The sequence below is a fragment of the Pseudomonas sp. LBUM1644 genome (genome assembly GCF_059716195.1).
The window spans coordinates 5,532,277-5,554,098 of record NZ_CP166812.1 but is presented as its reverse complement, the minus strand read 5'-3'; the positions used below and the strand labels follow the sequence as shown (position 1 = coordinate 5,554,098).

At 60.4% G+C, this 21,822-nt stretch carries 22 protein-coding genes; 8 read left to right on the top strand and 14 right to left on the bottom strand.

From position 1 onward, the window contains the following. Positions 1-6: 6 nt before the first annotated feature. The 5 genes from ACA052_RS25470 to ACA052_RS25450 all read left to right on the top strand — a co-directional run bounded on the left by ACA052_RS25470 (position 7) and on the right by ACA052_RS25450 (position 4,314). Positions 7-1,164 carry a D-alanyl-D-alanine carboxypeptidase family protein gene (locus ACA052_RS25470; RefSeq protein ID WP_201116124.1) on the top strand — a complete coding sequence of 386 codons (1,158 nt, stop codon included), beginning with the start codon at positions 7-9 and terminating at the stop codon, positions 1,162-1,164. A gap of 80 nt (positions 1,165-1,244) precedes the next feature. Next, a complete protein-coding gene (locus tag ACA052_RS25465) occupies positions 1,245-1,520 on the top strand; it encodes a DUF493 domain-containing protein (RefSeq protein WP_054052426.1) in 276 nt (91 codons plus the stop codon). Then, a complete protein-coding gene (lipB, locus tag ACA052_RS25460; RefSeq protein WP_497647314.1) occupies positions 1,520-2,167 on the top strand; it encodes a lipoyl(octanoyl) transferase LipB in 648 nt (215 codons plus the stop codon). Before ACA052_RS25465 ends, lipB begins: the two co-directional genes overlap by 1 nt. 1 nt (position 2,168) lies before the next feature. Further along, positions 2,169-3,191 (top strand): lipoyl synthase, encoded by a 1,023-nt coding sequence (gene lipA / locus ACA052_RS25455; protein WP_090179476.1) that lies wholly within the window; start codon positions 2,169-2,171, stop codon positions 3,189-3,191. A 172-nt stretch (positions 3,192-3,363) separates the two neighbouring features. Continuing rightward, a complete protein-coding gene (locus ACA052_RS25450; RefSeq protein ID WP_497647313.1) occupies positions 3,364-4,314 on the top strand; it encodes a S66 peptidase family protein in 951 nt (316 codons plus the stop codon). Between the two features lie 103 nt (positions 4,315-4,417). Here ACA052_RS25450 and ACA052_RS25445 read toward each other — a convergent pair whose 3' ends face one another. From ACA052_RS25445 to leuS, 5 genes are all read right to left on the bottom strand, one after another. Next, positions 4,418-5,740, bottom strand: a complete 1,323-nt coding sequence (locus ACA052_RS25445) for a lytic murein transglycosylase (protein ID WP_497647312.1) — start codon at positions 5,738-5,740, stop codon at positions 4,418-4,420. Positions 5,741-5,802: 62 nt separating this feature from the next. Then, entirely contained in the window at positions 5,803-5,967 is a 165-nt protein-coding gene (gene arfA / locus ACA052_RS25440) for an alternative ribosome rescue factor ArfA (protein WP_497647311.1), read from the bottom strand. A 177-nt stretch (positions 5,968-6,144) separates the two neighbouring features. Then, positions 6,145-7,182: a DNA polymerase III subunit delta gene (gene holA / locus ACA052_RS25435; protein WP_497647310.1), complete on the bottom strand. Its 1,038-nt coding sequence runs from the start codon at positions 7,180-7,182 to the stop codon at positions 6,145-6,147. A 39-nt stretch (positions 7,183-7,221) separates the two neighbouring features. Further along, entirely contained in the window at positions 7,222-7,827 is a 606-nt protein-coding gene (locus ACA052_RS25430) for an LPS-assembly lipoprotein LptE (RefSeq protein WP_497647309.1), read from the bottom strand. Positions 7,828-7,915: 88 nt separating this feature from the next. Further along, entirely contained in the window at positions 7,916-10,522 is a 2,607-nt protein-coding gene (gene leuS, locus ACA052_RS25425) for a leucine--tRNA ligase (RefSeq protein ID WP_497647308.1), read from the bottom strand. A 279-nt stretch (positions 10,523-10,801) separates the two neighbouring features. Here leuS and ACA052_RS25420 point away from each other — a divergent pair, with 279 nt between their 5' ends. Further along, positions 10,802-11,122 (top strand): hypothetical protein, encoded by a 321-nt coding sequence (locus ACA052_RS25420; protein WP_497647307.1) that lies wholly within the window; start codon positions 10,802-10,804, stop codon positions 11,120-11,122. A 112-nt stretch (positions 11,123-11,234) separates the two neighbouring features. Further along, positions 11,235-11,996: a YdcF family protein gene (locus ACA052_RS25415; RefSeq protein WP_497647306.1), complete on the top strand. Its 762-nt coding sequence runs from the start codon at positions 11,235-11,237 to the stop codon at positions 11,994-11,996. Positions 11,997-12,076: 80 nt separating this feature from the next. On the opposite strand, the gene lnt is transcribed toward ACA052_RS25415, so the two are convergent. From lnt to miaB, 5 genes are all read right to left on the bottom strand, one after another. Then, entirely contained in the window at positions 12,077-13,600 is a 1,524-nt protein-coding gene (gene lnt / locus ACA052_RS25410; RefSeq protein ID WP_497647305.1) for an apolipoprotein N-acyltransferase, read from the bottom strand. Positions 13,601-13,608: 8 nt separating this feature from the next. Next, complete coding sequence (locus tag ACA052_RS25405) at positions 13,609-14,448, bottom strand: CorC family transporter (RefSeq protein ID WP_045062079.1); 840 nt, start codon at positions 14,446-14,448, stop codon at positions 13,609-13,611. A 5-nt stretch (positions 14,449-14,453) separates the two neighbouring features. Beyond that, positions 14,454-14,948 carry an rRNA maturation RNase YbeY gene (ybeY, locus tag ACA052_RS25400; RefSeq protein ID WP_497647304.1) on the bottom strand — a complete coding sequence of 165 codons (495 nt, stop codon included), beginning with the start codon at positions 14,946-14,948 and terminating at the stop codon, positions 14,454-14,456. Then, positions 14,941-15,945 carry a PhoH family protein gene (locus ACA052_RS25395; RefSeq protein WP_497647303.1) on the bottom strand — a complete coding sequence of 335 codons (1,005 nt, stop codon included), beginning with the start codon at positions 15,943-15,945 and terminating at the stop codon, positions 14,941-14,943. Before ACA052_RS25395 ends, ybeY begins: the two co-directional genes overlap by 8 nt. 178 nt (positions 15,946-16,123) lie before the next feature. Beyond that, complete coding sequence (gene miaB, locus ACA052_RS25390; protein ID WP_497647302.1) at positions 16,124-17,452, bottom strand: tRNA (N6-isopentenyl adenosine(37)-C2)-methylthiotransferase MiaB; 1,329 nt, start codon at positions 17,450-17,452, stop codon at positions 16,124-16,126. 134 nt (positions 17,453-17,586) lie between these two features. On the opposite strand from miaB, the gene ACA052_RS25385 reads away from it, so the two are divergent. Further along, a complete protein-coding gene (locus ACA052_RS25385) occupies positions 17,587-17,916 on the top strand; it encodes a DUF1820 family protein (RefSeq protein ID WP_007894425.1) in 330 nt (109 codons plus the stop codon). 129 nt (positions 17,917-18,045) lie between these two features. Here the strand turns inward: ACA052_RS25385 and ACA052_RS25380 are convergent, their stop codons facing one another. From ACA052_RS25380 to ACA052_RS25365, 4 genes are all read right to left on the bottom strand, one after another. After that, complete coding sequence (locus tag ACA052_RS25380) at positions 18,046-18,594, bottom strand: tetratricopeptide repeat protein (RefSeq protein ID WP_497647301.1); 549 nt, start codon at positions 18,592-18,594, stop codon at positions 18,046-18,048. A 225-nt stretch (positions 18,595-18,819) separates the two neighbouring features. Beyond that, on the bottom strand, positions 18,820-20,103 hold the full coding sequence (hemL, locus tag ACA052_RS25375; protein ID WP_497647300.1) for a glutamate-1-semialdehyde 2,1-aminomutase: 1,284 nt from the start codon (positions 20,101-20,103) through the stop codon (positions 18,820-18,822). A 17-nt stretch (positions 20,104-20,120) separates the two neighbouring features. Then, entirely contained in the window at positions 20,121-20,744 is a 624-nt protein-coding gene (thiE, locus tag ACA052_RS25370) for a thiamine phosphate synthase (protein ID WP_497647299.1), read from the bottom strand. A 32-nt stretch (positions 20,745-20,776) separates the two neighbouring features. Beyond that, positions 20,777-21,574, bottom strand: coding sequence for a hydroxymethylpyrimidine/phosphomethylpyrimidine kinase (locus ACA052_RS25365; protein WP_497647298.1), 798 nt, complete (start codon positions 21,572-21,574; stop codon positions 20,777-20,779). Between the last annotated feature and the right edge of the window lie 248 nt (positions 21,575-21,822).

The window sequence follows — 21,822 nt, the reverse complement described above, 5'->3', positions numbered from 1 at the left end:
AGACGGATGAACATCACCACCTTTGCCAAACGCCTGTTCCTGTTAGTCCCGCTGCTACTCTCACCCGCCGCGTTCGCGGTCGAGATGATGCCGTCGCCACCACAACTGGCCGCCAAGGCCTACGTGCTCATGGACGCCAGCAGCGGCAACGTGCTGGTCGAGAACAATGGTGACCAGCGTCTGCCACCGGCCAGCCTGACCAAGCTGATGACCGCGTACATCGCGACCCTGGAAATCCGTCGTGGCCAGATCGGCGAAAACGATCCGGTGACCGTCAGCGAGAATGCCTGGCGTACCGGCGGTTCGCGGATGTTCATCAAGGTCGGCTCGCAAGTCACTGTCAGCGACCTGCTGCACGGCATCATCATTCAGTCGGGTAACGACGCCAGTGTTGCGCTTTCCGAGCACATCGCCGGTAGCGAAGACGCGTTCGCCGACCTGATGAACAAAACCGTGGCCGACCTGGGCATGACCAACACCCACTTCATGAACCCGACCGGCCTGCCGAACCCTGAGCACTACTCGTCGGCTCACGACATGGCGGTGCTGGCTCGCGCGATCATTCACGAAGATCCGGCTCACTACGCGATCTACTCGCAGAAAGAGTTCTTCTGGAACGGCATCAAGCAACCTAACCGTAACCTGCTGCTGTGGCGCGACAAGACTGTTGATGGCCTGAAAACCGGTCACACCGACGAAGCTGGCTACTGCATGGTGTCTTCGGCTGTACGTGATGGCATGCGCCTGATCGCCGTGGTGTTCGGCACCAACAGCGAAGTGGCCCGCGCCTCTGAAACCCAGAAGCTGCTGACTTACGGTTTCCGCTTCTTCGAAACCCAGACCTTCTATCAGAAAGGCGCCGAGCTGGCTCAGGCTCCTGTCTGGAAAGGCACCACCAATCAAGTCAAGGCCGGCCTGGCTGAAGACCTGACCATGACCCTGCCAAAAGGCCAGTTGAAAAAGCTCGCCGCCAGCATGACCATGAACCCGCAACTGGTTGCGCCAATCGCCAAGGGCGACGTGATCGGTAAAGTCGAAGTGAAACTGGACGACAAGGTGGTGCACAGCGCCGACCTGATCGCTCTCGACGCTGTCGAGGAGGGTGGTATCTTCCGCCGCATGTGGGATAGCATCCGTCTATTCTTCTACGGCTTGTTCAACTGAATTAGTGTGGACTTGCATGACCCCGTTCCAATCCGGAGCGGGGTCATGTCCGTTGCCACGGCTTACGAGGCCGTTACGCCATGACAGATACCGAAGTAAAGGCGCCAAAGATCGAATTCCCAGCCAATGATTATCCGATCAAAGTGATCGGCGACACCATTGTGGACATCAAGCAAAAGATCATCGATATCGTCAAGAAACACGCGACGATCAACGATGAGAAGGTGGACGAACGCCAGAGCAGTAACGGCAAGTACACCACTATCCAGTTGCACATCATCGCTACCGGGCAAGACCAGCTGTACGACATCAACAGCGAACTGCGGGCTACCGGTTTCGTGCACATGGTGTTGTGATGTCTGGCACGCTGGGCTTTCGCGAGCTCGGCCAGATGGCTTATGAGCCGGTCTGGCATGCCATGCAACGCTTCACCAACGAACGCGGCACCGATGCCGCGGACGAGATTTGGCTGGTGGAACACCCGCCGGTGTTCACTCAGGGGCAGGCCGGCAAGGCCGAGCACTTGTTGCTTCCGGGTGATATTCCGGTGGTGCAGGTCGATCGTGGTGGTCAGGTGACTTACCATGGTCCGGGCCAGTTGGTCGCCTACCTGTTGCTCGATGTGCGCAAGCTGGGTTTCGGTGTGCGTGACCTGGTCACCCGCATGGAACACTGCCTGATCGAGTTGCTGGCCAGTTACGGCGTCACGGCGGCGGCCAAGCCGGATGCGCCGGGTGTCTACGTCGACGGGGCGAAAATCGCTTCCCTGGGTCTGCGGATCCGCCACGGTTGCTCCTTTCATGGCCTGGCCTTGAACGTGGACATGGACCTGGAACCGTTTCGACGGATTAATCCCTGCGGCTACGCCGGGCTGGCGATGACCCAGCTGCGCGATCACGCAGGATCGATTGAATTTGCCGAGGTAAGTGCCCGGCTGCGCGCGCAGCTCGTCAAACACCTCGACTATGCTGAGCAGACGACCCTAACGGGCGGAATCGACTGATATGACTACTGATGCAGTGCAAACCATGATCCCGACGCTGGATGTCACCGAGCGTCCGGCCCCGCGTGCCAAGGTTGAAGCCGGCGTCAAGCTGCGCGGCGCCGAGAAGGTTGCACGCATCCCGGTAAAGATCATTCCGACCACCGAACTGCCAAAGAAGCCTGACTGGATTCGCGTGCGCATCCCGATTTCCCCGGAAGTCGACCGGATCAAGGCTCTGCTGCGCAAACACAAGCTGCACAGCGTGTGCGAAGAAGCGTCCTGCCCGAACCTGGGCGAGTGCTTCTCCGGAGGCACCGCGACCTTCATGATCATGGGCGACATCTGCACCCGTCGTTGCCCGTTCTGCGACGTCGGCCACGGCCGTCCAAAGCCTTTGGACGTCAACGAGCCGGAAAGCCTGGCGATCGCTATCGCCGACCTGAAGCTCAAGTACGTGGTGATCACCTCGGTTGACCGCGACGACCTGCGTGACGGCGGTGCCCAGCACTTTGCCGATTGCATCCGCGAGATCCGCAAGCTGTCGCCGAACGTGCAGCTCGAAACCCTGGTCCCGGACTATCGTGGTCGCATGGACGTGGCGCTGGAAATTACCGCCGCCGAGCCGCCAGATGTGTTCAACCACAACCTGGAAACCGTACCGCGCCTTTACAAGGCTGCGCGTCCGGGTTCGGATTACCAGTGGTCGTTGACCCTGCTGCAACGCTTCAAACAGATGATGCCGCACATTCCGACCAAGTCCGGCCTGATGCTGGGTCTGGGCGAAACCGACGAAGAAGTCATCGAAGTCATGAAGCGCATGCGCGAACACGACATCGACATGCTGACCCTGGGTCAGTACTTGCAACCGTCTCGCAGCCACTTGCCGGTCCAGCGCTTCGTGCACCCGGACACGTTCGCCTGGTTTGCCGAAGAAGGTTACAAAATGGGCTTCAAGAACGTCGCTTCCGGCCCGCTGGTACGTTCGTCGTACCACGCCGACGAGCAGGCGAAGCTGGTTAAAGCTGAGCTGATGTCGTCGTGATCGGCTGAGAGAAATGGAAAGCGCCCGCAAGGCATTCAGTCTTGCGGGCGTTTTTTTGCCTTACTCACCGTGGTGACGGATTTTTCTGCAACCTGCGGGCGACGAAGCCTCTTCTGTTTGTCCCCGTTCCTGACTACTGTGTGATGAAGTGTTCACGCTGGGAGATTCATGGATGACCGTTCGACCGACCCACAACCTTTGTCCACATGCTGCTGTGCCTGCCTTGCCGTCGGAAGGTGTGATCGGCGTCATTGCGCCCGCCGGTCCCGCAGCGCTGGACACCCACAAAGCCGTCGAGTGGATGCGCGCTCGCGGTTATTCGCTACGGGTGTTTCCCGGGGTGTACAAAAAGGAAGGCTACCTGGCCGGTAGCGACGATGTACGACTCAATGATTTGCACGCGGCGTTTGCCGATACCGAGATCGACGCCATCATCTGTCTGCGAGGCGGTTACGGTACACCGCGACTGCTTGATCGCATCGACTTCGAGCTGCTGCGCAATAACGCCAAGCCGTTCATCGGCTACAGCGACATCACCGCGCTGCATTTGGCAATCAGCCGTTATGCGGGTTTCGTGACGTTCCATGGGCCATTGCTGAACGCCGATCTGCTGGGTGACCGGCAGCAACCGACCGAGTCATCGTTTTTCAACATGCTCAGGGGCCAAGTGAAGGCCGGTAGCCTCCTGGCGCACCCGAAGGCCTTTCCGTTGACCACCATTGAACCTGGCATCGCTCACGGGCGTTTGTTGGGCGGCAATCTGTCGATGATTGCCGCGACCATGGGCACGCCGTATGAGATTGATGCCGAAGGTGTCATTCTGTTTATCGAAGACATTAACGAGCCGTTGTATCGCATCGACCGGTTGCTCACGCATCTGCGTCTGGCGGGAACATTGGGCAAGCTGCGTGGGATTCTGGTAGGGGATGTGGCCGGGGTGGATACGTCTGCGCTGGAACGGTTGCTGAAGCAGGCCTTTGAGTCGTTGCGGATACCGGTGCTGGCCGGGTGGCGCAGTGGGCATTGCGACCCGAACCTGACGTTGCCGATGGGCGCGTTGGTGAGGCTGGATGCGGGGAGCAAGGAGTTGGTGTTGGAGCAGGATGTAGTTGTCAGTCGCTAGATTGTAATCGCCAGTTATTCAGTCTTCGCGAGCAAGCCCGCTCCCACATTTAATCTGTGTCGCACACAAATCAAATGTGGGAGCGGGCTTGCTCGCGAAGCTTTTAGCGGCTACGAAGGCCTTCCAGCAGCTTGTGCGTCGGATACCCATCCGCCGGCCAGCCAAACGATTGCTGGGCGCTGCGGATGGCCTTGCGGGTATTGGCGCCAATGATCCCATCGGGATTGCCCGCGTCGTAGTTCTGGGCACTCAGCAAACTCTGCAGTTCGATCCGCTCGGTACGGCTCAACGGCAAATCATCTTTTGGCCAGGCGCCGCTGATCAAGCCGCCGCCATTGAAACGCTCGGACAACAGACTCACGGCCAACGCATAGGACGACGAGTTGTTGTACTTGAGGATCGCGCGGAAGTTGTCGAGGACCAGGAAGGCCGGGCCACGGTAACCGGCGGGTAGCAGCAGGGCGGCGGACAGGTGTTCGGAACCTGCCGGGGCCTTGGCACCCTCGGGCAGCGTGACGCCCAGTTGCAGCCATTCGGCAACGCTCTTGCGAATCGTGCCATCGGCCAGGATGTAGTTGAAACTACCCGGCAATTGCACTTCGAAGCCCCATGGCTGGCCTTTCTGCCAGCCGGAGCTTTGCAGGTAGTGCGCGGTCGAGGCCAGGGCATCGGCGGGGCTGTTCCAGATATCGCGACGGCCATCGCCATCGAAGTCTACGGCGTGGGTGTTGTAGGTGGTCGGGATGAATTGGGTCTGGCCCATGGCACCGGCCCAGGAACCGAGCATTTTTTCAGGTGTGATGTCGCCCTGTTGCAGAATCTGCAGGGCGGCGATCAGTTGCGCCTGGGCGAATCCGGGACGACGGCCTTCGTAGGCCAGGGTCGCCAGCGAGTTGATCACCGACTTGTTGCCCTGGAACTGACCGAAGTTACTTTCCATGCCCCACACCGCCACCAGTGCCTGACGATCAACGCCATAGCGCTGCTCGATGCTTTGCAGGATGTCGGCGTATTGGCTGACCAGCGCCTGGCCTTTGCGTACGCGCAGGGGAGACAGGGCGCCGTCGAGGTATTCCCACACCGGGCGGGAAAATTCCGGTTGGCTGCGGTCGGCACGAATCACGCTGGGGTCGAAGCTGACGTCGGCGAAGGCGCGGTCGAACAGGTCGGCGCGGATACCGGCGGCCAGCGCATCCTTGCGGAAACCCGCTTGCCATTCGGCGAAGGTCTGGGTCGGCTGGATGTCGAGGTTTTCACCGGTCGGAACCACCGGCGGAATGACCGCAGGGGCTGTAGCGACGGGAAGGGTCTGAAGCGGCTGGGCGTCGGCGGCGGTTGGTTTTTCCGCGCAGGCGACAAGCAAAATGAGGCTGGAGGCAGCGATCAGTTGGCGCAGGTGCCAACGACGGGAAAGACTAAGGGGCATGCACGGGTCCAGGGAAAACGAATCAGGTACAGACCTTAACATGTTGAGCGAACGCCTGCCTTTCAGGCCGCCAGAAAGTAAGAAGCCTCCCAGCTTTTAGACTGGAAGGCTTCGCGGCGGTAGCTGCCTTTGCCCTTGCCGGCGGGTTCCTGACGGCTGCGGAACAGTGGCTGGGCGATGATGGATTTGGCCTTGTTGGGGCCATGCCTGGATGGCTTTTTGCTCATGATGATTTCTCGCAAGTGAGTGGGTTTTGCGGGGCAAATCATCGGCCGAAGTTCGGGTTCTGTCTATAGTGCAAATGGATGTGTTTTGTGTAGGAAGCAAGATCAAAAGATCGCAGTCTCCGGCAGCTCCTACATGGGTCACCCTGTAGGAGCTGCCGGAGGCTGCGATCTTTTGATCTATTCGGCAGGCAACGACAATCTCTGGCCGGCCATCAACAACGCCAACCGGCTCAAACTCATCCACGGCGAACCCGCGGCCTGGCCCTTGATCTGCGCATCGATGCGCTGAGCTTCCAGCAACAGCTGCGCCCAGCGTTGCGCCGAGTAGCGTTGCAGGGCTTTGCTCATCAGCGGTTTACGCTTGTCCCAGACGGGCGGACGGGCGGAGCTGAAGGCTTTGTCCAGCGGTATGCCCTGGCTGTATTGCAGCGACAGACTGGCCAGCAGGCGCAGTTCCCGCGCCAGGGCCCACAGTATCACCGGCGGTTCGACGCCTTCACCGCGCAGCCCTTCGAGCATGCGCAGGGCATGAGCCGCCTCGCCGTTGAGAATGGCATCTGTCAGGCCGAAGACATCGAAGCGTGCACTGTCGGCCACCGCAGCCTGCACGGTTTCGACGGTGATCTGCCCGCCTTCGGCCATCAGCTTGAGCTTCTCGATTTCCTGGGCGGCGGCGAGCAAGTTGCCTTCGACCCGCGCCGCGATCAGTTCGACCGCGTCCTGGCTGGCGGAAAGCCCGGCCTGTGACAGCCGCTGACGGATCCAGCTCGGCAACTGGTTGGCTTCCACCGGCCAGATCTGCACGAACTGGGTCTGCTGGCCTTCGACCAGCGCCTTGCCCCACTTGGTTTTCTGCGCACTGCCATCCAGTTTCGGCAGGCTGATCAGCAGCACCGTGTCTTCCGCGGGACGCGAGCAGTACTCGATGAACGCGGCAGCGCCCTTGTCCCCGGGTTTGCCGGACGGTAGACGCAATTCCAGCAAGCGCTTTTCGGCGAACAACGACATGCTTGCACCCGCTTGCAGCAGCGTGCCCCAGTCGAAACTGGCATCGGCGGCAAAGACCTGGCGTTCGTCGAAACCCTGTTGGCGGGCGGCCGCACGGATGGAATCGGCAGCTTCCTGGCACAGCAACGGGTCATCGCCGCTGATGATGTAGACCGGCGCGAGGGCACCTTGCAGGTGTTTTGCGAGTTGGGCGGGAGCGAGCTTCATAAGAGAGGGCGAACGGGGCGCCTGAGCGCCCCGTAAGTCTTACTGCTGCGGCAGCTGGACGGGCGACTGGCGCGGAGTGTCCGCTTCAGCCTTTTGCGCGGCTTCCAGCGCCGCGGCTTCGGCCTTGGCCTTGGCTTCGGCGGTCTGCTGCAATTGATCCAGCTGGGTCGGCGAGATCTGCTGCAGGCGCAGCATCATGCGTTGAATCAGTTCACGACGTGTTTCGGAGCGGGCAGTGACGGCCTCCTGGTCGGAACCTACGAGGTTGTTGCCGTCATGGATAAAGATTTTCTGCACTTCGAGCTTGTCACTCAGCAGCGACAGGTCGTGGGCCCCACGGATGTCGTAGTTCAGCACCGTTGTCACCTGATACTCACCCGTTCGACCGGCACCCGCATAGCTGAGGATGCGCTGGCTTTCCTGCTCGTCGGTCAGCACCAGTTTATAGGGAGCGCCGGTGTAAACCTTGACGCCGCTGCTTTCCAGTACCTGGCGCAACTGCGTCACGGTTTCGCCGTAGGCGTTACGCGCGCTCAGGTCGAGTTCCTTGATCGCCAGTTCGGTGGTGCCGGTGCCGCGCAGCTGGAACCCGCAGGCGCTCAGCAGAACGGCGAGGCCCATCACCAGCAAATTGCGTTTGATCATCTTGTTGCTCCCCTTGAAACCAGGTGGGCCGATCATGCGGCCCGAAAGGTTTTACTCGGCGCCAGGCATGACCTGGCGCCTGATCCAATTAACTGGCGACGATATTGACCAGTTTCCCGGGCACTACGATCACTTTACGAATAGTCAGGCCGTCGACAAAGCGCAGCACGTTTTCGTTGGTCCGCGCCGCGGCTTCAACTTCTTCGCGCGTCGCGGTGGCCGGCATTTCAATCTGGCCGCGCAGCTTGCCGTTGACCTGGATGACCAGCGTCAGGCTGTCCTGCACCAGGGCGCTTTCGTCCAGCACCGGCCAACCTGCGTCGATCACCGGGTCGGCGTGACCCAGTTGATTCCACAGCTCGTGGCTGATGTGCGGGGTGATCGGCGCCAGCAGCAGCGTCACGGTTTCCAGACCTTCCTGAACCAGTGCGCGATCCTGCTCGGTGCCTTGCGGCGCTTTTTCCAGCACGTTCATCAGCGTCATGACCTGGGCGATGGCGGTGTTGAATTTGTGGTTCTGGCCGACGTCGTGGCTGGCCTGCTTGATGGCGTGGTGGATCGAACGGCGAATGGCTTTCTGCTCGTCGTTCAGGCCAGCGACGTCCAGTGTGCCCGGCAGGCCCTGAGTGACGTGCGCTTGTGCCAGGCGCCAGACGCGCTTGAGGAAACGGTGCGAACCTTCTACGCCGGAGTCGGACCATTCCGCGCTCATGTCGGGTGGCGAGGCGAACATCATGAACAGGCGGCAGGTGTCTGCGCCGAACTGGTCAATCATCGACTGTGGGTCAACGCCATTGTTCTTCGACTTGGCCATCTTCTCGGTGCCACCGATTTCCACCGGCAAGCCGTCTGCGATCAGCTTGGCGCTAATGACCTTGGCCTTGCTGTCGCGTTCGAGTTCGACGTCCGCCGGGTTGAACCACGTGTAGGCACCGTTGGCTTCGCGACGATAGTAAGTCTCGGCAATCACCATGCCTTGGGTCAGCAGGTTCTTGAACGGCTCGTCGGAGCTCACCAGGCCTTCGTCGCGCATCAGCTTGTGGAAGAAGCGCGCGTAGAGCAGGTGCAGAATGGCGTGTTCGATACCGCCGATGTACTGATCCACCGGCAACCAGTGGTCGGCCGCGGATTTTTCCACCAGGCCGCCTTCATAGTGCGGCGAGGCGTAGCGGGCGTAGTACCACGAGGACTCGACGAAGGTGTCCATGGTGTCGGTTTCACGCTTGGCCGGTGCGCCGCATTTCGGGCACTCGCACTCGTAGAACTCGGGCATGCGCGCCAGTGGCGAACCCGCACCATCCGGAACGACGTCTTCCGGCAGTATCACAGGCAATTGATCTTCCGGGACCGGCACATCACCGCAGGTGCCGCAGTGAATGATCGGGATTGGGCAGCCCCAATAGCGCTGACGGCTGATGCCCCAGTCGCGCAGGCGGAACTGGGTGCGCGAGGCACCGAGGTTCTTCTTGATCAGCGCGACTTCGATGGCGTCGAAAGCGCCGGCGAAGTCGAGACCGTCGAACTCGCCGGAATTGATCAGCGTGCCGTGCTCGCCGTAAGCATCCTGCCAAGGCGCCGGGTTGCTGTCACCGGAACTGGTGCGCACCACGGACTTGATCGGCAGGTTGTACTTGGTGGCGAACTCGAAATCGCGTTCGTCGTGCGCCGGAACAGCCATGACCGCGCCGTCGCCGTAGTGCATCAGCACGTAGTTGGCGACCCATACCGGGAGTTTCTCACCGGTCAGCGGGTGCTCGACGAACAGCGAGGTCGGCAAGCCTTTTTTCTCTTGAGTGGCGACGTCGGCTTCAGCGACGCTGCCGCCCTTGCATTCGGCGATGAACGCCTGCAGCTCAGGGTTGTTCAGCGCGGCCAGGGTGGCCAGGTGGTGTTCGGCGGCCACGGCAACGTAAGTCGCGCCCATCAGGGTGTCCGGACGGGTAGTGAAGACTTTCAGGGCACCGGTTTCACCAATGGAGGCGACGTCGTACGGGAACTGCACTTCCATCCCGCGGGATTTGCCGATCCAGTTGCGCTGCATGGTCTTGACCTGTTCAGGCCAGCCCGGCAGATCGTCGAGGCTCTCCAGCAGTTCATCCGCGTACGCGGTGATCTTGAAGTAGTACATCGGGATTTCGCGCTTTTCGATCAGCGCGCCGGAACGCCAGCCGCGACCGTCGATCACCTGTTCGTTGGCCAGGACGGTCTGGTCGACCGGGTCCCAGTTCACGGTGCCGCTTTTTTTGTAGATCACGCCTTTTTCGAACAGGCGAGTGAACAGCCATTGTTCCCAGCGGTAGTAATCCGGCTTGCAGGTGGTCACTTCACGGGACCAGTCCACCGCCAGGCCGAGGCTGCGCAACTGGGTCTTCATGTAGGCGATGTTTTCGTAGGTCCACTTGGCGGGCGCTACGTTGTTCTTCATCGCGGCGTTTTCCGCCGGCATGCCGAAGGCGTCCCAACCCATGGGTTGCAGGACGTTCTTGCCTTGCATGCGCTGATAGCGGGAGATCACGTCGCCGATGGTGTAGTTGCGCACGTGCCCCATGTGTAGCTTGCCGCTGGGGTAAGGGAACATCGACAGGCAGTAGAAAGTCTCCTTGCCTGGCTGTTCACTGACTTCAAAGGACTTTTGCTCGTCCCAGAACGACTGGGCGGCGGCTTCGATTTCACGGGGCTGATATTGTTCGTGCATGGCTACTTTTGAACTGAATAGGGGTGGCCTAATCCTCTTCGATGCAACGCTGGGCGATGATCACGCCGAATCGGCGTTTCGCTGCCCAGGCAAGCTGGAAGTGGAGTTACAGGAAGCGCCGTAGCATACATGACCGCACTCTACCGAGGGAAACCCTGATTGCTGCCGCGCGTCTCGCAAAAAACGCTGCGAGGGCCGTTGGTCGCGGCGTTCAGCCGGTTTGTTCAGCGAAGCTAAGCTCTAAATGGGGAGTAGGTCTTATCTTCAATGAGGTGAGGGATGGTTGAGTCACAGCAAAAAGCTACAAAACCGGAGCTGTACGAAAGACTGATTGATCGTCTGGGAATCGCCCTGGACGCGGCAAAAACCGCCGGGCGGCTGCGTGATGAACGTCCTCTTGAGCTGGAACTGCGTGGCTTGAGCCCCGCTGAGTTTGCACTGGTCAAGGCGTATCTGGATCGCAGTGAACGTGAGACACACGGATGCTTGTCAGAAGCAGTGAAGCAACTCGATGCACCACGTTCGGCCAAGATCATCTGGCTCAAGGACAAGACTCCCGGCAGGGACTCGGTAAAGGTCCGGTCTCTGCAATTCAAGTAAGGGCACTTGAAGCTGAAGCCATGGCTGATGTTTATTTAGAGCATAGTCCTTCCGCATTTGTTGTCGCATTGCGTCAACCCACTTAGGCTTCGAGCATCTCTGGAGATGCTCGATGCCTTTTCGTTATTTTGTGAAACAACTTCTCTTGCCGCCCGGCCTTCTCTTGCTGTTGTTGGTGCTTGCCTGGTGGCTGCGCCGCTCAAGGCCACGCCTTGCCGGGGCGTGCTTTGCGCTGGGTGTGGGTGGCTTTTGGTTGATGAGCCTGCCGGTGATGGTGCAGTGGGGCGCAGCGGCCCTTGAACGTGAACCGCCGCTGGCGCGCGAGGAATGGTCAACGCTGGGCCAGCGCGCGGACGCAATCGTGGTGCTGGGTTCGGGTCGTGAACGTGGCGATCTTGCCTGGGGGGCCGATCAGCCAACCGGTGTCGGTCTGGGGCGAGAACGTTATGCCGCAAGACTGGCCAAGGCCTCGGGCTTGCCGATCCTGACCAGCGGCGGCCTGCATTACGGTACACCGCCGACCGAAGCCAAATTGATGGCGGACTCTTTGCTCGATGATTTCGGCGTGACTGTGCGTTGGCAGGAAGGGCGCAGCCGTACGACCTGGGAGAACGCACAGTTCAGCGCCGAGGTGTTGCTGCCGCAAGGGATCAAGCGTGTGGTAGTCGTGACTCAGGCCTGGCATATGCCCCGGGCAGTCTGGAGTTTTCAGAAGGCAGGGTTTGAAGTGGTGCCGGCGCCGGTCGGTTTTTTAGGCGTGGACAACGCCCGACCGCTGGGCGGCTGGATGCCCGAGTTCAAGTCGATCTGGCAATCCGGGCAGTTGTTGAATGAGGCGGTGGGGCAGCTCGGGTATTCGGTGTTTTACCGCTGAAGATCAAAAGATCGCAGCCTTCGGCAGCTCCTACAGGGTGTACACAATCCCCTGTAGGAGCTGCCGAAGGCTGCGATCTTTTAAACGGTCTTGGCCATCCGGTTCGCAATGAGCGCCCAGCCAAACAACAACACACACACAATGATCAACGGCCACGAACGCCATTGCAGATAAGGCGTCAGGTTGTGCATCGGCACCACTTCGCCGTACAGGATGCCGCGTTCGAACTGTGGGATCTGCGCGGTGATCTGGCCGAACGGGTTGATCAGGCCGGTGACGCCGTTGTTGGTGGCGCGGATCATCCAGCGACCGGCCTCAAGCGCGCGCATCTGCGCCATCTGCAAATGTTGCAGCGGGCCAATGGACGTGCCGAACCAGGTGTCGTTGCTGATGGTCAGCAGCAAATCGCTACGGGCGGCGAGGCTGGCGGCGAATTCCGGATACACCACTTCGTAGCAGATGAACGGTGCAATCTGATAACCCTTGGCCTGCAGCATCGGCTGATCGGCCGGGCCACGGGCAAAGTCCGACATCGGCAAGTCGAAAAAGGCAATCAGCCCGCGCAGTACTTCCTGCAGCGGCACGTATTCGCCGAATGGCACCAGCTTCTGCTTGAGGTAGGTGCCGTCACCTTCGCCCACCACGGTGATGCCATTAAAGAAGCGCTTCTCGTGGCGCACTTCCTGGCGTATGGGGACGCCGGTAATCAGCGCGGACTTACGCTCTGCGGCGAAGTTTCCCATCATGCTCAGGTAGCCCTCGGCGGACTCCTTGAGTACCGGGACCGCGGTTTCCGGCCAGATCAGCAGGTCGACGCGTTTGGAGCTGAGGCTCATGTCGCGGTACAGCGCCAGTTGCGCGTTAACCTGCGCCGGGTCCCACTTCATGCTTTGTTCAATGTTGCCCTGAATGGCCGCGACGCTCAGCGGTGCACCCGCGGGACTGGTCCAGGCGTGGCCTTTGAGCGCCATGCCGGCTACCCACGGTCCGATCAGCAGCAGCACGCCAGCGGCTACAAATCCCTTGCGCCCGGTCTTAATCAGGCGCGAAGCGTTGTAGATCAGTGCGGCGGTCAGGGCCAGGGTGAAAGACACCAGCCACATGCCACCCACCGGTGCGAGCCCGGCCAGTGGGCCGTTGAGCTGGCTGTAGCCGGAATAGAGCCACGGGAAGCCGGTGAGAAACCAGCCGCGGAACGCTTCCTGACCCACCCACAACGCCGCGAACGCCAACGCATCGGCCAGCGGTGCTTCGTTGCGGCGCAACCATCGCGCCCACAACCAGGCGGGCAGGGCGAAAAACCAGGCAATCGCCGCGGTGAAGATCAGCATCAGGAAACCGGCCAACAGCACTGAAGCGCCACCGAAGTGGTGAATGCTGTAGTAGATCCAGCTGGTGCCGGCGCCAAACAGGCCGAAACCGAAACACCAGCCACGGCCCAGGGCCTGACGGGGGCTCAGCTCACGCAAACCGGCATAGAAGAACCCGACCGCCAGCAATGCCAGCGGCCAGATATCGTATGGCGCCAAGGCCAGGGTGGTGAGTGCACCGGCCGCCACGGCCAGCAGATTACCGGGCCAGCCGGGGCGGGTTACGCGGAGCATGTCAGTCCTTAACGGGCAATTGGAGTCAGGCGCAGCAAGTGAATCCGACGACTATCGGCGTTCAGGATGCGGAAGCGATAAGGGCCGATTTCAGTGATTTCGTTGCGTTTCGGCAAGTGCCCGAACGCGCTCATCACCAGGCCGCCAACGGTGTCGAATTCGTCGTCGGAGAATTCGCTGTCGAAGAACTCGTTGAAGTTCTCGATCGGCGTCAGGGCCTTGATCAGGAAATCACCGCTGGGCAGCGGCTTGATGTAGCTGTCTTCTTCGACATCATGTTCGTCTTCGATGTCGCCGACGATTTGTTCCAGCACGTCTTCGATGGTCACCAGGCCGGCCACGCCGCCGTACTCGTCAATGACGATGGCCATGTGGTTGTGGTTGGCGCGAAACTCACGCAACAGCACATTCAGGCGCTTGGACTCGGGCACGAAAGTGGCCGGTCGCAGCAGGTCCTTGATGTTGAAGCTGTCGCCGTTTTCCTTGAGGATCAGCGGCAGCAAGTCCTTGGCCAACAAAACGCCCATCACGTCGTCGTGGCTTTCGCCGATGACCGGATAGCGGGAGTGGGCCGAGTCGACCACGGCAGGCAGGAATTCACGCGGTGTCTGGGTCGCCTTGATGCTGATCATCTGCGAGCGCGGGACCATGATGTCCCGTACTTGCAGGTCCGCAACCTGGATGGCGCCTTCGACGATGGCCAGCGCTTCGCTGTCCAGCAACTTGTTCTGGTGTGCGTCGCGCAGCAGCTCCAGCAGCTCCTGGCGGTTCTTCGGCTCGTGGGCAAAAGCCTGGGTGAGCTTACCCAGCCAAGACTTCTGCCCGTTGCTCGATCGATCTTCGCTCATAGCGATTACTCTGAATCCTTTGTTGTAAAGACAGGGGATGTTTCAATTTCGTCGTCCGCGTACGGATCGGGATAGCCCAGTTCGGCAAGCAACGTTCGTTCCAGCGCTTCCATTTCTTCGGCTTCGTCGTCATCTATATGATCGTAACCCAGCAGATGCAAGCAGCCGTGAATCACCAGATGCGCCCAATGGGCCTTTGGTTCCTTGCCTTGCTCGGCAGCTTCGCGCTCGACCACGGCCACGCAGATCACCAGATCGCCCAGCAGCGGTATATCGAGAAATTCGTCAGGCACATCGGCAGGAAACGACAGGACGTTAGTGGCGTAGTCCTTTTGCCGCCAGGTGTGGTTCAGCTCGCGGCCTTCGGCTTCGTCGACCAGGCGAATGGTCATCTCGGAGTCGGCGGTGCGCTGGCGCAGGCCCAGTTCGCACCATTGGCGGAACTCGGCTTCGCTTGGGGCGGGCGCTTCGGTAGCCAGTTGCAGATCAAGCTCAAGCATCGCGGCGGCTATCCTTTGGCGTTTCGTCGGTGACACGATTCTCGAAGCGCTCGTAGGCTTCGACGATTCGCTGCACCAGCGGATGGCGCACAACGTCCTTGGGCTTGAAGTGGGTGAAGCTGATGCCCGGCACATCTTTCAGCACTTCGATCACATGGTGCAGCCCGGACTTGGTGCCTTTCGGCAGGTCGACCTGGGTAATGTCACCGGTGATGACCGCCGTGGAGCCGAAGCCGATCCGGGTCAGGAACATCTTCATCTGCTCGACCGTGGTGTTCTGGCTTTCGTCGAGGATGATGAAACTGTTGTTCAGCGTGCGACCGCGCATGTAGGCCAGTGGCGCAACCTCGATCACCTGGCGCTCGATCAGCTTGGCCACGTGTTCGAAGCCGAGCATTTCGTAGAGTGCGTCGTAGAGCGGACGCAGGTACGGGTCAATTTTCTGCGACAGGTCGCCGGGCAGGAAGCCAAGCTTTTCGCCTGCTTCAACGGCCGGACGCACCAGCAGGATACGGCGAATCTGCTCGCGTTCCAACGCATCTACCGCACAGGCAACTGCCAGGTAAGTCTTGCCGGTACCGGCAGGGCCGATGCCAAAATTGATGTCGTTACCGAGGATTTCCTTCACGTAGCGCAGCTGATTCAAGCCGCGAGGGCGAATCATGCCTTTTTTGGTGCGCAGGGCCACGGAGGGTTCGGACGGGGATACGTTGTCCAGCTCTTCGACGGCCGATTCCTGGAGGAACAGGTGAACCGTGTCCGGCGACAGCTCGGTACCTTTGGTTTCCCGGTACAGGCGGCGCAGGAGGTTTTCTGCGGAGGTGGTGTGTTTGGGGTCGCCGATCAGTTCGAACTGGTTTCCGCGGTTGCGGATCTCGATGGTCAGGCGCTGTTCAATCAAGCGCAGATGCTCGTCGAACATCCCGCACAGATTGGCGAAGCGGCGAGCCTCAAAGGGCTCGAGGATAAAACGATGTGGTTCTATGGGTGCGTTCAAGGTCGTATTTAGCCGCCCTGGGGCAATTAAGATGAAATCAAGGATAACGCCAGAGGCTCGGGTGCGAAAGCTCTTAAAACGTCTAATCTCCGAGACTGCCAAGATCGCAGCCTTCGGCAGCTCCTACAGGGAAATGCGATCCCTGTAGGAGCTGCCGAAGGCTGCGATCTTTTTGCCTTTATTGAATCAACGAGCCCCGCAGCGAGTGCGGCTGTGCGGCGTCAATGTGCACGTCGGCAAACTGGCCGATCAAGGTTGGATTGTCGCAGCGGAAATTGACGATCCGGTTGTTCTCGGTCCGGCCTTGCAGCTCGCCGGGGTCCTTTTTCGAATAATCGGTGACCAGGATCCGTTGGGTCGAGCCGACCATTTGTCGGCTGATTTCGAAACCTTGCTGATTCAGGCGATGTTGCAGCGCGTTCAGGCGTTCCTTTTTCAGCGCTTCCGGCGTTTCGTCCAGCAGATCGGCAGCCGGTGTACCCGGGCGCTGGCTGTAGACGAACGAGTAGGAAAAGTCGAAACCGACGTCTTCGATCAGCTTCATGGTCTGTTCGAAGTCTTTCTCGGTCTCGCCCGGGAAACCGACAATGAAGTCCGAGCTGATGCAGATCCCTGGCACGGCGGCCCGCAGTTTGCGCAGTTTGGACTTGTATTCCAGCGCAGTGTGGTTTCGCTTCATTGCCGACAGAATCCGGTCCGATCCCGATTGCACTGGCAGGTGCAGGTGTTTGACCAGCTCCGGCACATCGGCGTGGGCCTGGATCAGGCTGTCGGAGAATTCCAGCGGGTGCGAGGTGGTGTAGCGAATCCGGTCAATGCCGTCGACAGCGGCCACCACGCGAATCAGTTCGGCGAGGTCCGCCAGGCGACCGTCGTGAGTGCTGCCGCGATAGCCGTTGACGTTCTGCCCCAGCAAGGTCACTTCGCGCACGCCGTGTTCGGCGAGGTGAATGATCTCGGCGATCACGTCGTCGAATGGACGGCTGACTTCTTCACCGCGGGTGTAGGGCACCACGCAGAATGTGCAGTACTTGCTGCAACCTTCCATCACCGACACATAGGCGCTGGGGCCATCGATGCGTGGCTCGGGCAAGTGGTCGAACTTTTCGATTTCCGGGAACGAGACGTCCACTTGCGGCAGCTTGGTGGCGCGCGCGGCGTCGATCATTTCCGGCAGGCGGTGCAGGGTTTGCGGGCCAAACACCACGTCCACGTACGGGGCGCGATCGCGAATGGCCGCACCTTCCTGGCTGGCGACGCAGCCGCCGACCGCGATCACCATGTCCGGGTTGGCGAGTTTCAGTTCGCGCCAGCGTCCGAGCTGGGAATACACCCGGTCCTGGGCGCGTTCGCGAATGGAGCAGGTGTTGAGCAGGATCACATCGGCGTCTTCAGCGCGAGCGGTGACTTCCAGGGCCTGGTGTTCACCCAGCAGATCGACCATGCGCGAGCTGTCGTACTCGTTCATCTGGCAACCGTGGGTTTCGATGTAAAGCTTCTTGGCCATGGATACAGTCATCACGTGATTCAAAGAACCGCACATTATAGGGAACATGTCCCAAGGTTCCTACCGCTGCGCGTCCGGCGGCTATGCTATAGTTCGCGCCCTCATTTTTATCCCCGATGTGTTGCCTGCCGACCATGACCAAACGTGAAGCCCCAATCTACAAGGTGATTTTCCTCAACCAGGGCCAGGTGTACGAAATGTACGCCAAGCAGATCTATCAAAGTGATCTGTGGGGCTTCCTGGAAGTGGAAGAGTTCGTCTTTGGCGAGCGCACGCAAGTGGTCGTCGACCCGAGCGAAGAGAAGCTCAAGGCTCAGTTTGAAGGCGTGGTGCGCAGTTTTGTGCCGATGCATTCGATCGTGCGCATCGACGAAGTCGAGCGTCTGGGCACGCCGAAAATCAGCGAAGCCCGTGGCGCGGTCGGCAATGTCATGCCGTTCCCGATGCCGATGCCTGAGAAGTAGGCCTCTATACCGAGTTGCCCCCTTCGCGAGCAAGCCCGCTCCCACATTTAACCGCGTTCCAACTTAAGGACTCGGTCTAATGTGGGAGCGGGCTTGCTCGCGAAGGGGCCATTCAGAACAATGCAGAAATCAGGGAAGCGGTGAGAACGGCGTACGCCCATCGGCGCTCTGCAATTCCATCAGGTATTTACGAAAGATTTGCCCCAGCACCTGAGTCGCTATCTCAAGTTCTTCGCGAGGCATATTCTCCGCCACTTCGTCAGCGGTATCCAGCGCGTCTTCCGCGCCATTGACCGCCGCCATTTTCAGAACGATGTAAGCCTGGATGTTATTGGCCGGTACACCTTCGCCGTGGAAAAACATGGTGCCGAGTTTGAACTGTGCCTGGGCATGGCCTTGTAGCGAGGCTTTTTCGAAGTAGCTCAGGGCTTTATTGAGATCGCGCGGTGTGTTTTTACCGTCGTAATAAAATTCACCCAACTCGTATTGCGCTTGAGCATCCCCTTCATCCGACGCTTTCTGGCAGGCGGCGAGCGCCTGAGCCAAGTCTTGCGGCTGAGTATTGAGGGTGCAGCGACCCATCGCTGGGATTAACAACGAGTTGCCGCCTGCTTGTGCGAGCAAGGGCTGAAGGAGCAACAGGCAGCCCAATGCAAGGGCGCGGCCGGTGCGGTTCATGGGAATCGACTTACCTCTGAAGGGCGCGCGGACCCATCGAGGGGATCCAATAAGCGCGCATTATGAAATAAGCAGGGCCAACCTTACAAAGTCTTTACTCGTTTTTCTGCTGCGCGGGGAATATATCGCCCACTTTGCGGGAGTTTATTGGCAGATGAGTAGGAAACAGGACGCAGATGTAGGTGAAAGCTGACGCTGGCAATCGCCAACGTCAGCGGCCCGGCATTATTTCAAGGCAGCGAACGCACGCTCGGCGGCATCCAGCGTCAGTTTCAACTCGGCTTCGCCATGCGCGATCGAGGTGAAGCCGGCTTCGAATGCGCTCGGCGCCAGGTACACGCCGCCCTCCAGCATAAGGTGGAAGAAGCGGCCGAACAGGGCTGCGTCGCTGGCCATCACGTCATCGAAGGTCACGATGTCGTCGGCACCGCTGAAGTACAGGCCGAACATGCCGCCGGCCTGTGTGGTCACGAACGGAATGCCCGCGGCATCGGCGCGCTGTTGCAGGCCATCGAGCAGGCGGCTGGTGTAGTCGCTCAGCTTGGCGTGGAAACCCGGACGGCTGATCAGGCGCAGCGTCGTCAGGCCAGCCGCCATCGCCAGCGGGTTACCCGACAACGTACCCGCCTGGTAGACCGGGCCCAGTGGCGCGATGCACGACATGATTTCGCGCTTGCCGCCGAAGCAGCCAACCGGCATGCCGCCGCCGATGATTTTGCCGAAGGTCGTCAGGTCGGGCGTCACGCCGTAGTGCGCTTGTGCACCGCCGAGGGCCACACGGAAACCCGTCATCACTTCGTCGAAAATCAGCACCACGCCGTGCTTGTCGCACAGGGTCCGCAGGCCTTCGAGGAAGCCCGGCGCCGGTGGCACGCAGTTCATGTTCCCGGCCACCGGCTCGACGATGATGCACGCCACCTCCTGGCCCACTTCGGCGAGCATGGTTTCGACCGCGTCGATGTCGTTGAACGGCAGGGTCAACGTGTGTTTGGCGAAGGCCGCCGGCACGCCGGCCGAACTTGGCACGCCTTGGGTCAGGGCGCCGGAACCGGCCTTGACCAGCAGGCTGTCGGAGTGGCCGTGGTAGCAGCCTTCGAACTTGATGATGCTGTCGCGACCGGTAAAACCACGGGCCAGGCGAATGGCGCTCATGGTCGCTTCAGTACCGGAGCTGACCATGCGCACCATTTCCATCGACGGCACGATCGAGCAGACCAGATCAGCCATCTGGGTTTCCATCTCGGTCGGCGCACCATATGACAAGCCGTGCTCAAGCTGTTTACGCACCGCATCCAGCACGTCCGGATGGCTGTGGCCGAGGATCATCGGGCCCCAGGAGCCGACGTAATCCACATAACGTTTGTTGTCTTCGTCGGTGACGTAGGCGCCTTCCGCGTGCTTGAAGAACAACGGCGTGCCGCCAACACTCTTGAACGCGCGAACCGGCGAGTTCACACCACCGGGAATGTGTTTCTGGGCATTGGCAAACAGGGTTTCGGAACGAGACATGATCGGGCTCTCAAAAATCAGGATTTGAACAATTCGTTGAATGCGCGGGCGCGGCGTGTCACTTCAGCAGTGCTGTCGGCGCCGAATAGGCCGTGGACTACCGCGAGCAGGTCGACGCCGTGCGCCACCAGCGGGGCGGCGTTGTCCAGGGTGATGCCGCCGATGGCGCAGATCGGCAGGTGCAGTTTGCTGCGGGCCTGGTCGAGCAGTTCGAGGCTGCAGGTCGGTGCGCCGGGTTTGGTATTGGAATTGAAGAAACGACCGAACGCGACATAACTGGCGCCTTCCTTGGCCGCTTGCTCGGCGAGTTCGAGCTGCGCGTGGCAGGTCGAACCGATGATCGCCTGGCGACCGAGCAACGCGCGTGCCGGGGTCAGTGGGCCGTCGGTCTGGCCCAGGTGGACGCCGACGTTGAGGCGCGCGGCCAGTTCGGCATCGTCGTTGATGATCAGTTGGGTCTTGTAGCGTTCGCACAGATCGCGCAGGGTTTCGGCCTCACGCAGGCGGCGGGCCTCGTCGCTGCTCTTGTCGCGGTATTGCAGCAGGGTGACGCCGCCTTCCAGCGCCGCCTCCACGTACGAAAGAAATTTACCGGCCAGTAACTGACTGTCGGTAATGGCGTACAGGCCACGTAGTTTCATCGGACAAGCCTCACCGCAGTGCTAAAAGAAAGTTACGAACAGAAGTCCAGCGGCAGGCGGCGTGGCACGAATTGGCCTTTGCCCAGCTGTTCGGCATCACGCAGGGTGCGCCACGTGTAGTTAAGCGCGGTCTGCACGGCGCTGACGAGATTTTCACCCTGGGCCAGACGGCCGGCGAGGGCGCTGGCCAGTGTGCAACCCGAACCGTGATAACTGCCGGGCAAGCGTTGGCAGGTGTAGGTTTCGCGCAGGCCGTCGCGGCTGTACAGGCGATTGTGTATTTCGTGTTCATCGCCGTGGCCGCCGGTGATCAGCAGGTGTTTGACGTACGGCAGGAGTTTTGCAGCGCACTCGTCCGCGGTGCCGTCGGGCAATTCGGCGAGGATGCGGGCTTCAGGAAGGTTAGGGGTGGCAATGATTGCCAGGGGCAGCAGGCGTTCGCGCATGGCGTAGCCGACTTCATCCTTGCCCAGTCGTCCGCCGCCACCGGCACGCAGCACCGGGTCGCAGACCATTGGCAGATGCGGGTGCGCCGAAAGCAGTTCGACGACGGTGTCGACCATTTCCAGGGAACCGAGCATGCCCAGTTTGACGGCGGCGACTTCGGAATCGTTGAGCACGGCGTTGGCCTGGGCCAACACCCACTCACGGTCCAGGACGCGGAAGTCAGTGACGTTGACCGTGTCTTGCACGGTCAGGGCGGTGACGGCCGGGGCCGCATGACATCCCTGGGCGAGCAGGGCTTCGATATCTGCCTGCAAGCCGGCGCCACCACTTGGATCGTGGCCGGAGAGACAGAGGACAACGGGGCGAGAGCTGTAGATATTCATGGTGCGCGAGCTTACCACCAGTCGACCAGCGAGTCATGACAGGGACTTTGTAGCAGCTGGCGAAGCCTGCGTTCGGCTGCGCAGCAGTCGTAAACCCAGCATCCACAATTCACCTGAAACACCGCAGTGCCTGATTTTACGACTGCTGCGCAGCCGGACGCAGCCTTCGGCAGCTGCTACAGGGTATGGGGTGTTTGCGGGTCAACAGCTCTAACTCAATGGCTGGCGCTGGAACGCCCGTCCTAGAG

What these genes read in the sequence shown, in the direction of transcription:
- ACA052_RS25445 (WP_497647312.1), bottom strand. Translation starts at nt 5,740, where the DNA reads ATGCCCCTTAGTCTTTCCCGTCGTTGGCACCTGCGCCAACTGATCGCT.
- ACA052_RS25415 (WP_497647306.1), top strand. Translation starts at nt 11,235, where the DNA reads ATGCCTTTTCGTTATTTTGTGAAACAACTTCTCTTGCCGCCCGGCCTT.
- ACA052_RS25450 (WP_497647313.1), top strand. Translation starts at nt 3,364, where the DNA reads ATGACCGTTCGACCGACCCACAACCTTTGTCCACATGCTGCTGTGCCT.
- holA (WP_497647310.1), bottom strand. Translation starts at nt 7,182, where the DNA reads ATGAAGCTCGCTCCCGCCCAACTCGCAAAACACCTGCAAGGTGCCCTC.
- ACA052_RS25420 (WP_497647307.1), top strand. Translation starts at nt 10,802, where the DNA reads ATGGTTGAGTCACAGCAAAAAGCTACAAAACCGGAGCTGTACGAAAGA.
- ACA052_RS25465 (WP_054052426.1), top strand. Translation starts at nt 1,245, where the DNA reads ATGACAGATACCGAAGTAAAGGCGCCAAAGATCGAATTCCCAGCCAAT.
- thiE (WP_497647299.1), bottom strand. Translation starts at nt 20,744, where the DNA reads ATGAAACTACGTGGCCTGTACGCCATTACCGACAGTCAGTTACTGGCC.
- ybeY (WP_497647304.1), bottom strand. Translation starts at nt 14,948, where the DNA reads ATGCTTGAGCTTGATCTGCAACTGGCTACCGAAGCGCCCGCCCCAAGC.
- lnt (WP_497647305.1), bottom strand. Translation starts at nt 13,600, where the DNA reads ATGCTCCGCGTAACCCGCCCCGGCTGGCCCGGTAATCTGCTGGCCGTG.
- ACA052_RS25365 (WP_497647298.1), bottom strand. Translation starts at nt 21,574, where the DNA reads ATGAATATCTACAGCTCTCGCCCCGTTGTCCTCTGTCTCTCCGGCCAC.
- ACA052_RS25470 (WP_201116124.1), top strand. Translation starts at nt 7, where the DNA reads ATGAACATCACCACCTTTGCCAAACGCCTGTTCCTGTTAGTCCCGCTG.
- hemL (WP_497647300.1), bottom strand. Translation starts at nt 20,103, where the DNA reads ATGTCTCGTTCCGAAACCCTGTTTGCCAATGCCCAGAAACACATTCCC.
- ACA052_RS25405 (WP_045062079.1), bottom strand. Translation starts at nt 14,448, where the DNA reads ATGAGCGAAGATCGATCGAGCAACGGGCAGAAGTCTTGGCTGGGTAAG.
- arfA (WP_497647311.1), bottom strand. Translation starts at nt 5,967, where the DNA reads ATGAGCAAAAAGCCATCCAGGCATGGCCCCAACAAGGCCAAATCCATC.
- lipA (WP_090179476.1), top strand. Translation starts at nt 2,169, where the DNA reads ATGACTACTGATGCAGTGCAAACCATGATCCCGACGCTGGATGTCACC.
- ACA052_RS25430 (WP_497647309.1), bottom strand. Translation starts at nt 7,827, where the DNA reads ATGATCAAACGCAATTTGCTGGTGATGGGCCTCGCCGTTCTGCTGAGC.
- miaB (WP_497647302.1), bottom strand. Translation starts at nt 17,452, where the DNA reads ATGGCCAAGAAGCTTTACATCGAAACCCACGGTTGCCAGATGAACGAG.
- ACA052_RS25385 (WP_007894425.1), top strand. Translation starts at nt 17,587, where the DNA reads ATGACCAAACGTGAAGCCCCAATCTACAAGGTGATTTTCCTCAACCAG.
- lipB (WP_497647314.1), top strand. Translation starts at nt 1,520, where the DNA reads ATGTCTGGCACGCTGGGCTTTCGCGAGCTCGGCCAGATGGCTTATGAG.
- leuS (WP_497647308.1), bottom strand. Translation starts at nt 10,522, where the DNA reads ATGCACGAACAATATCAGCCCCGTGAAATCGAAGCCGCCGCCCAGTCG.
- ACA052_RS25380 (WP_497647301.1), bottom strand. Translation starts at nt 18,594, where the DNA reads ATGAACCGCACCGGCCGCGCCCTTGCATTGGGCTGCCTGTTGCTCCTT.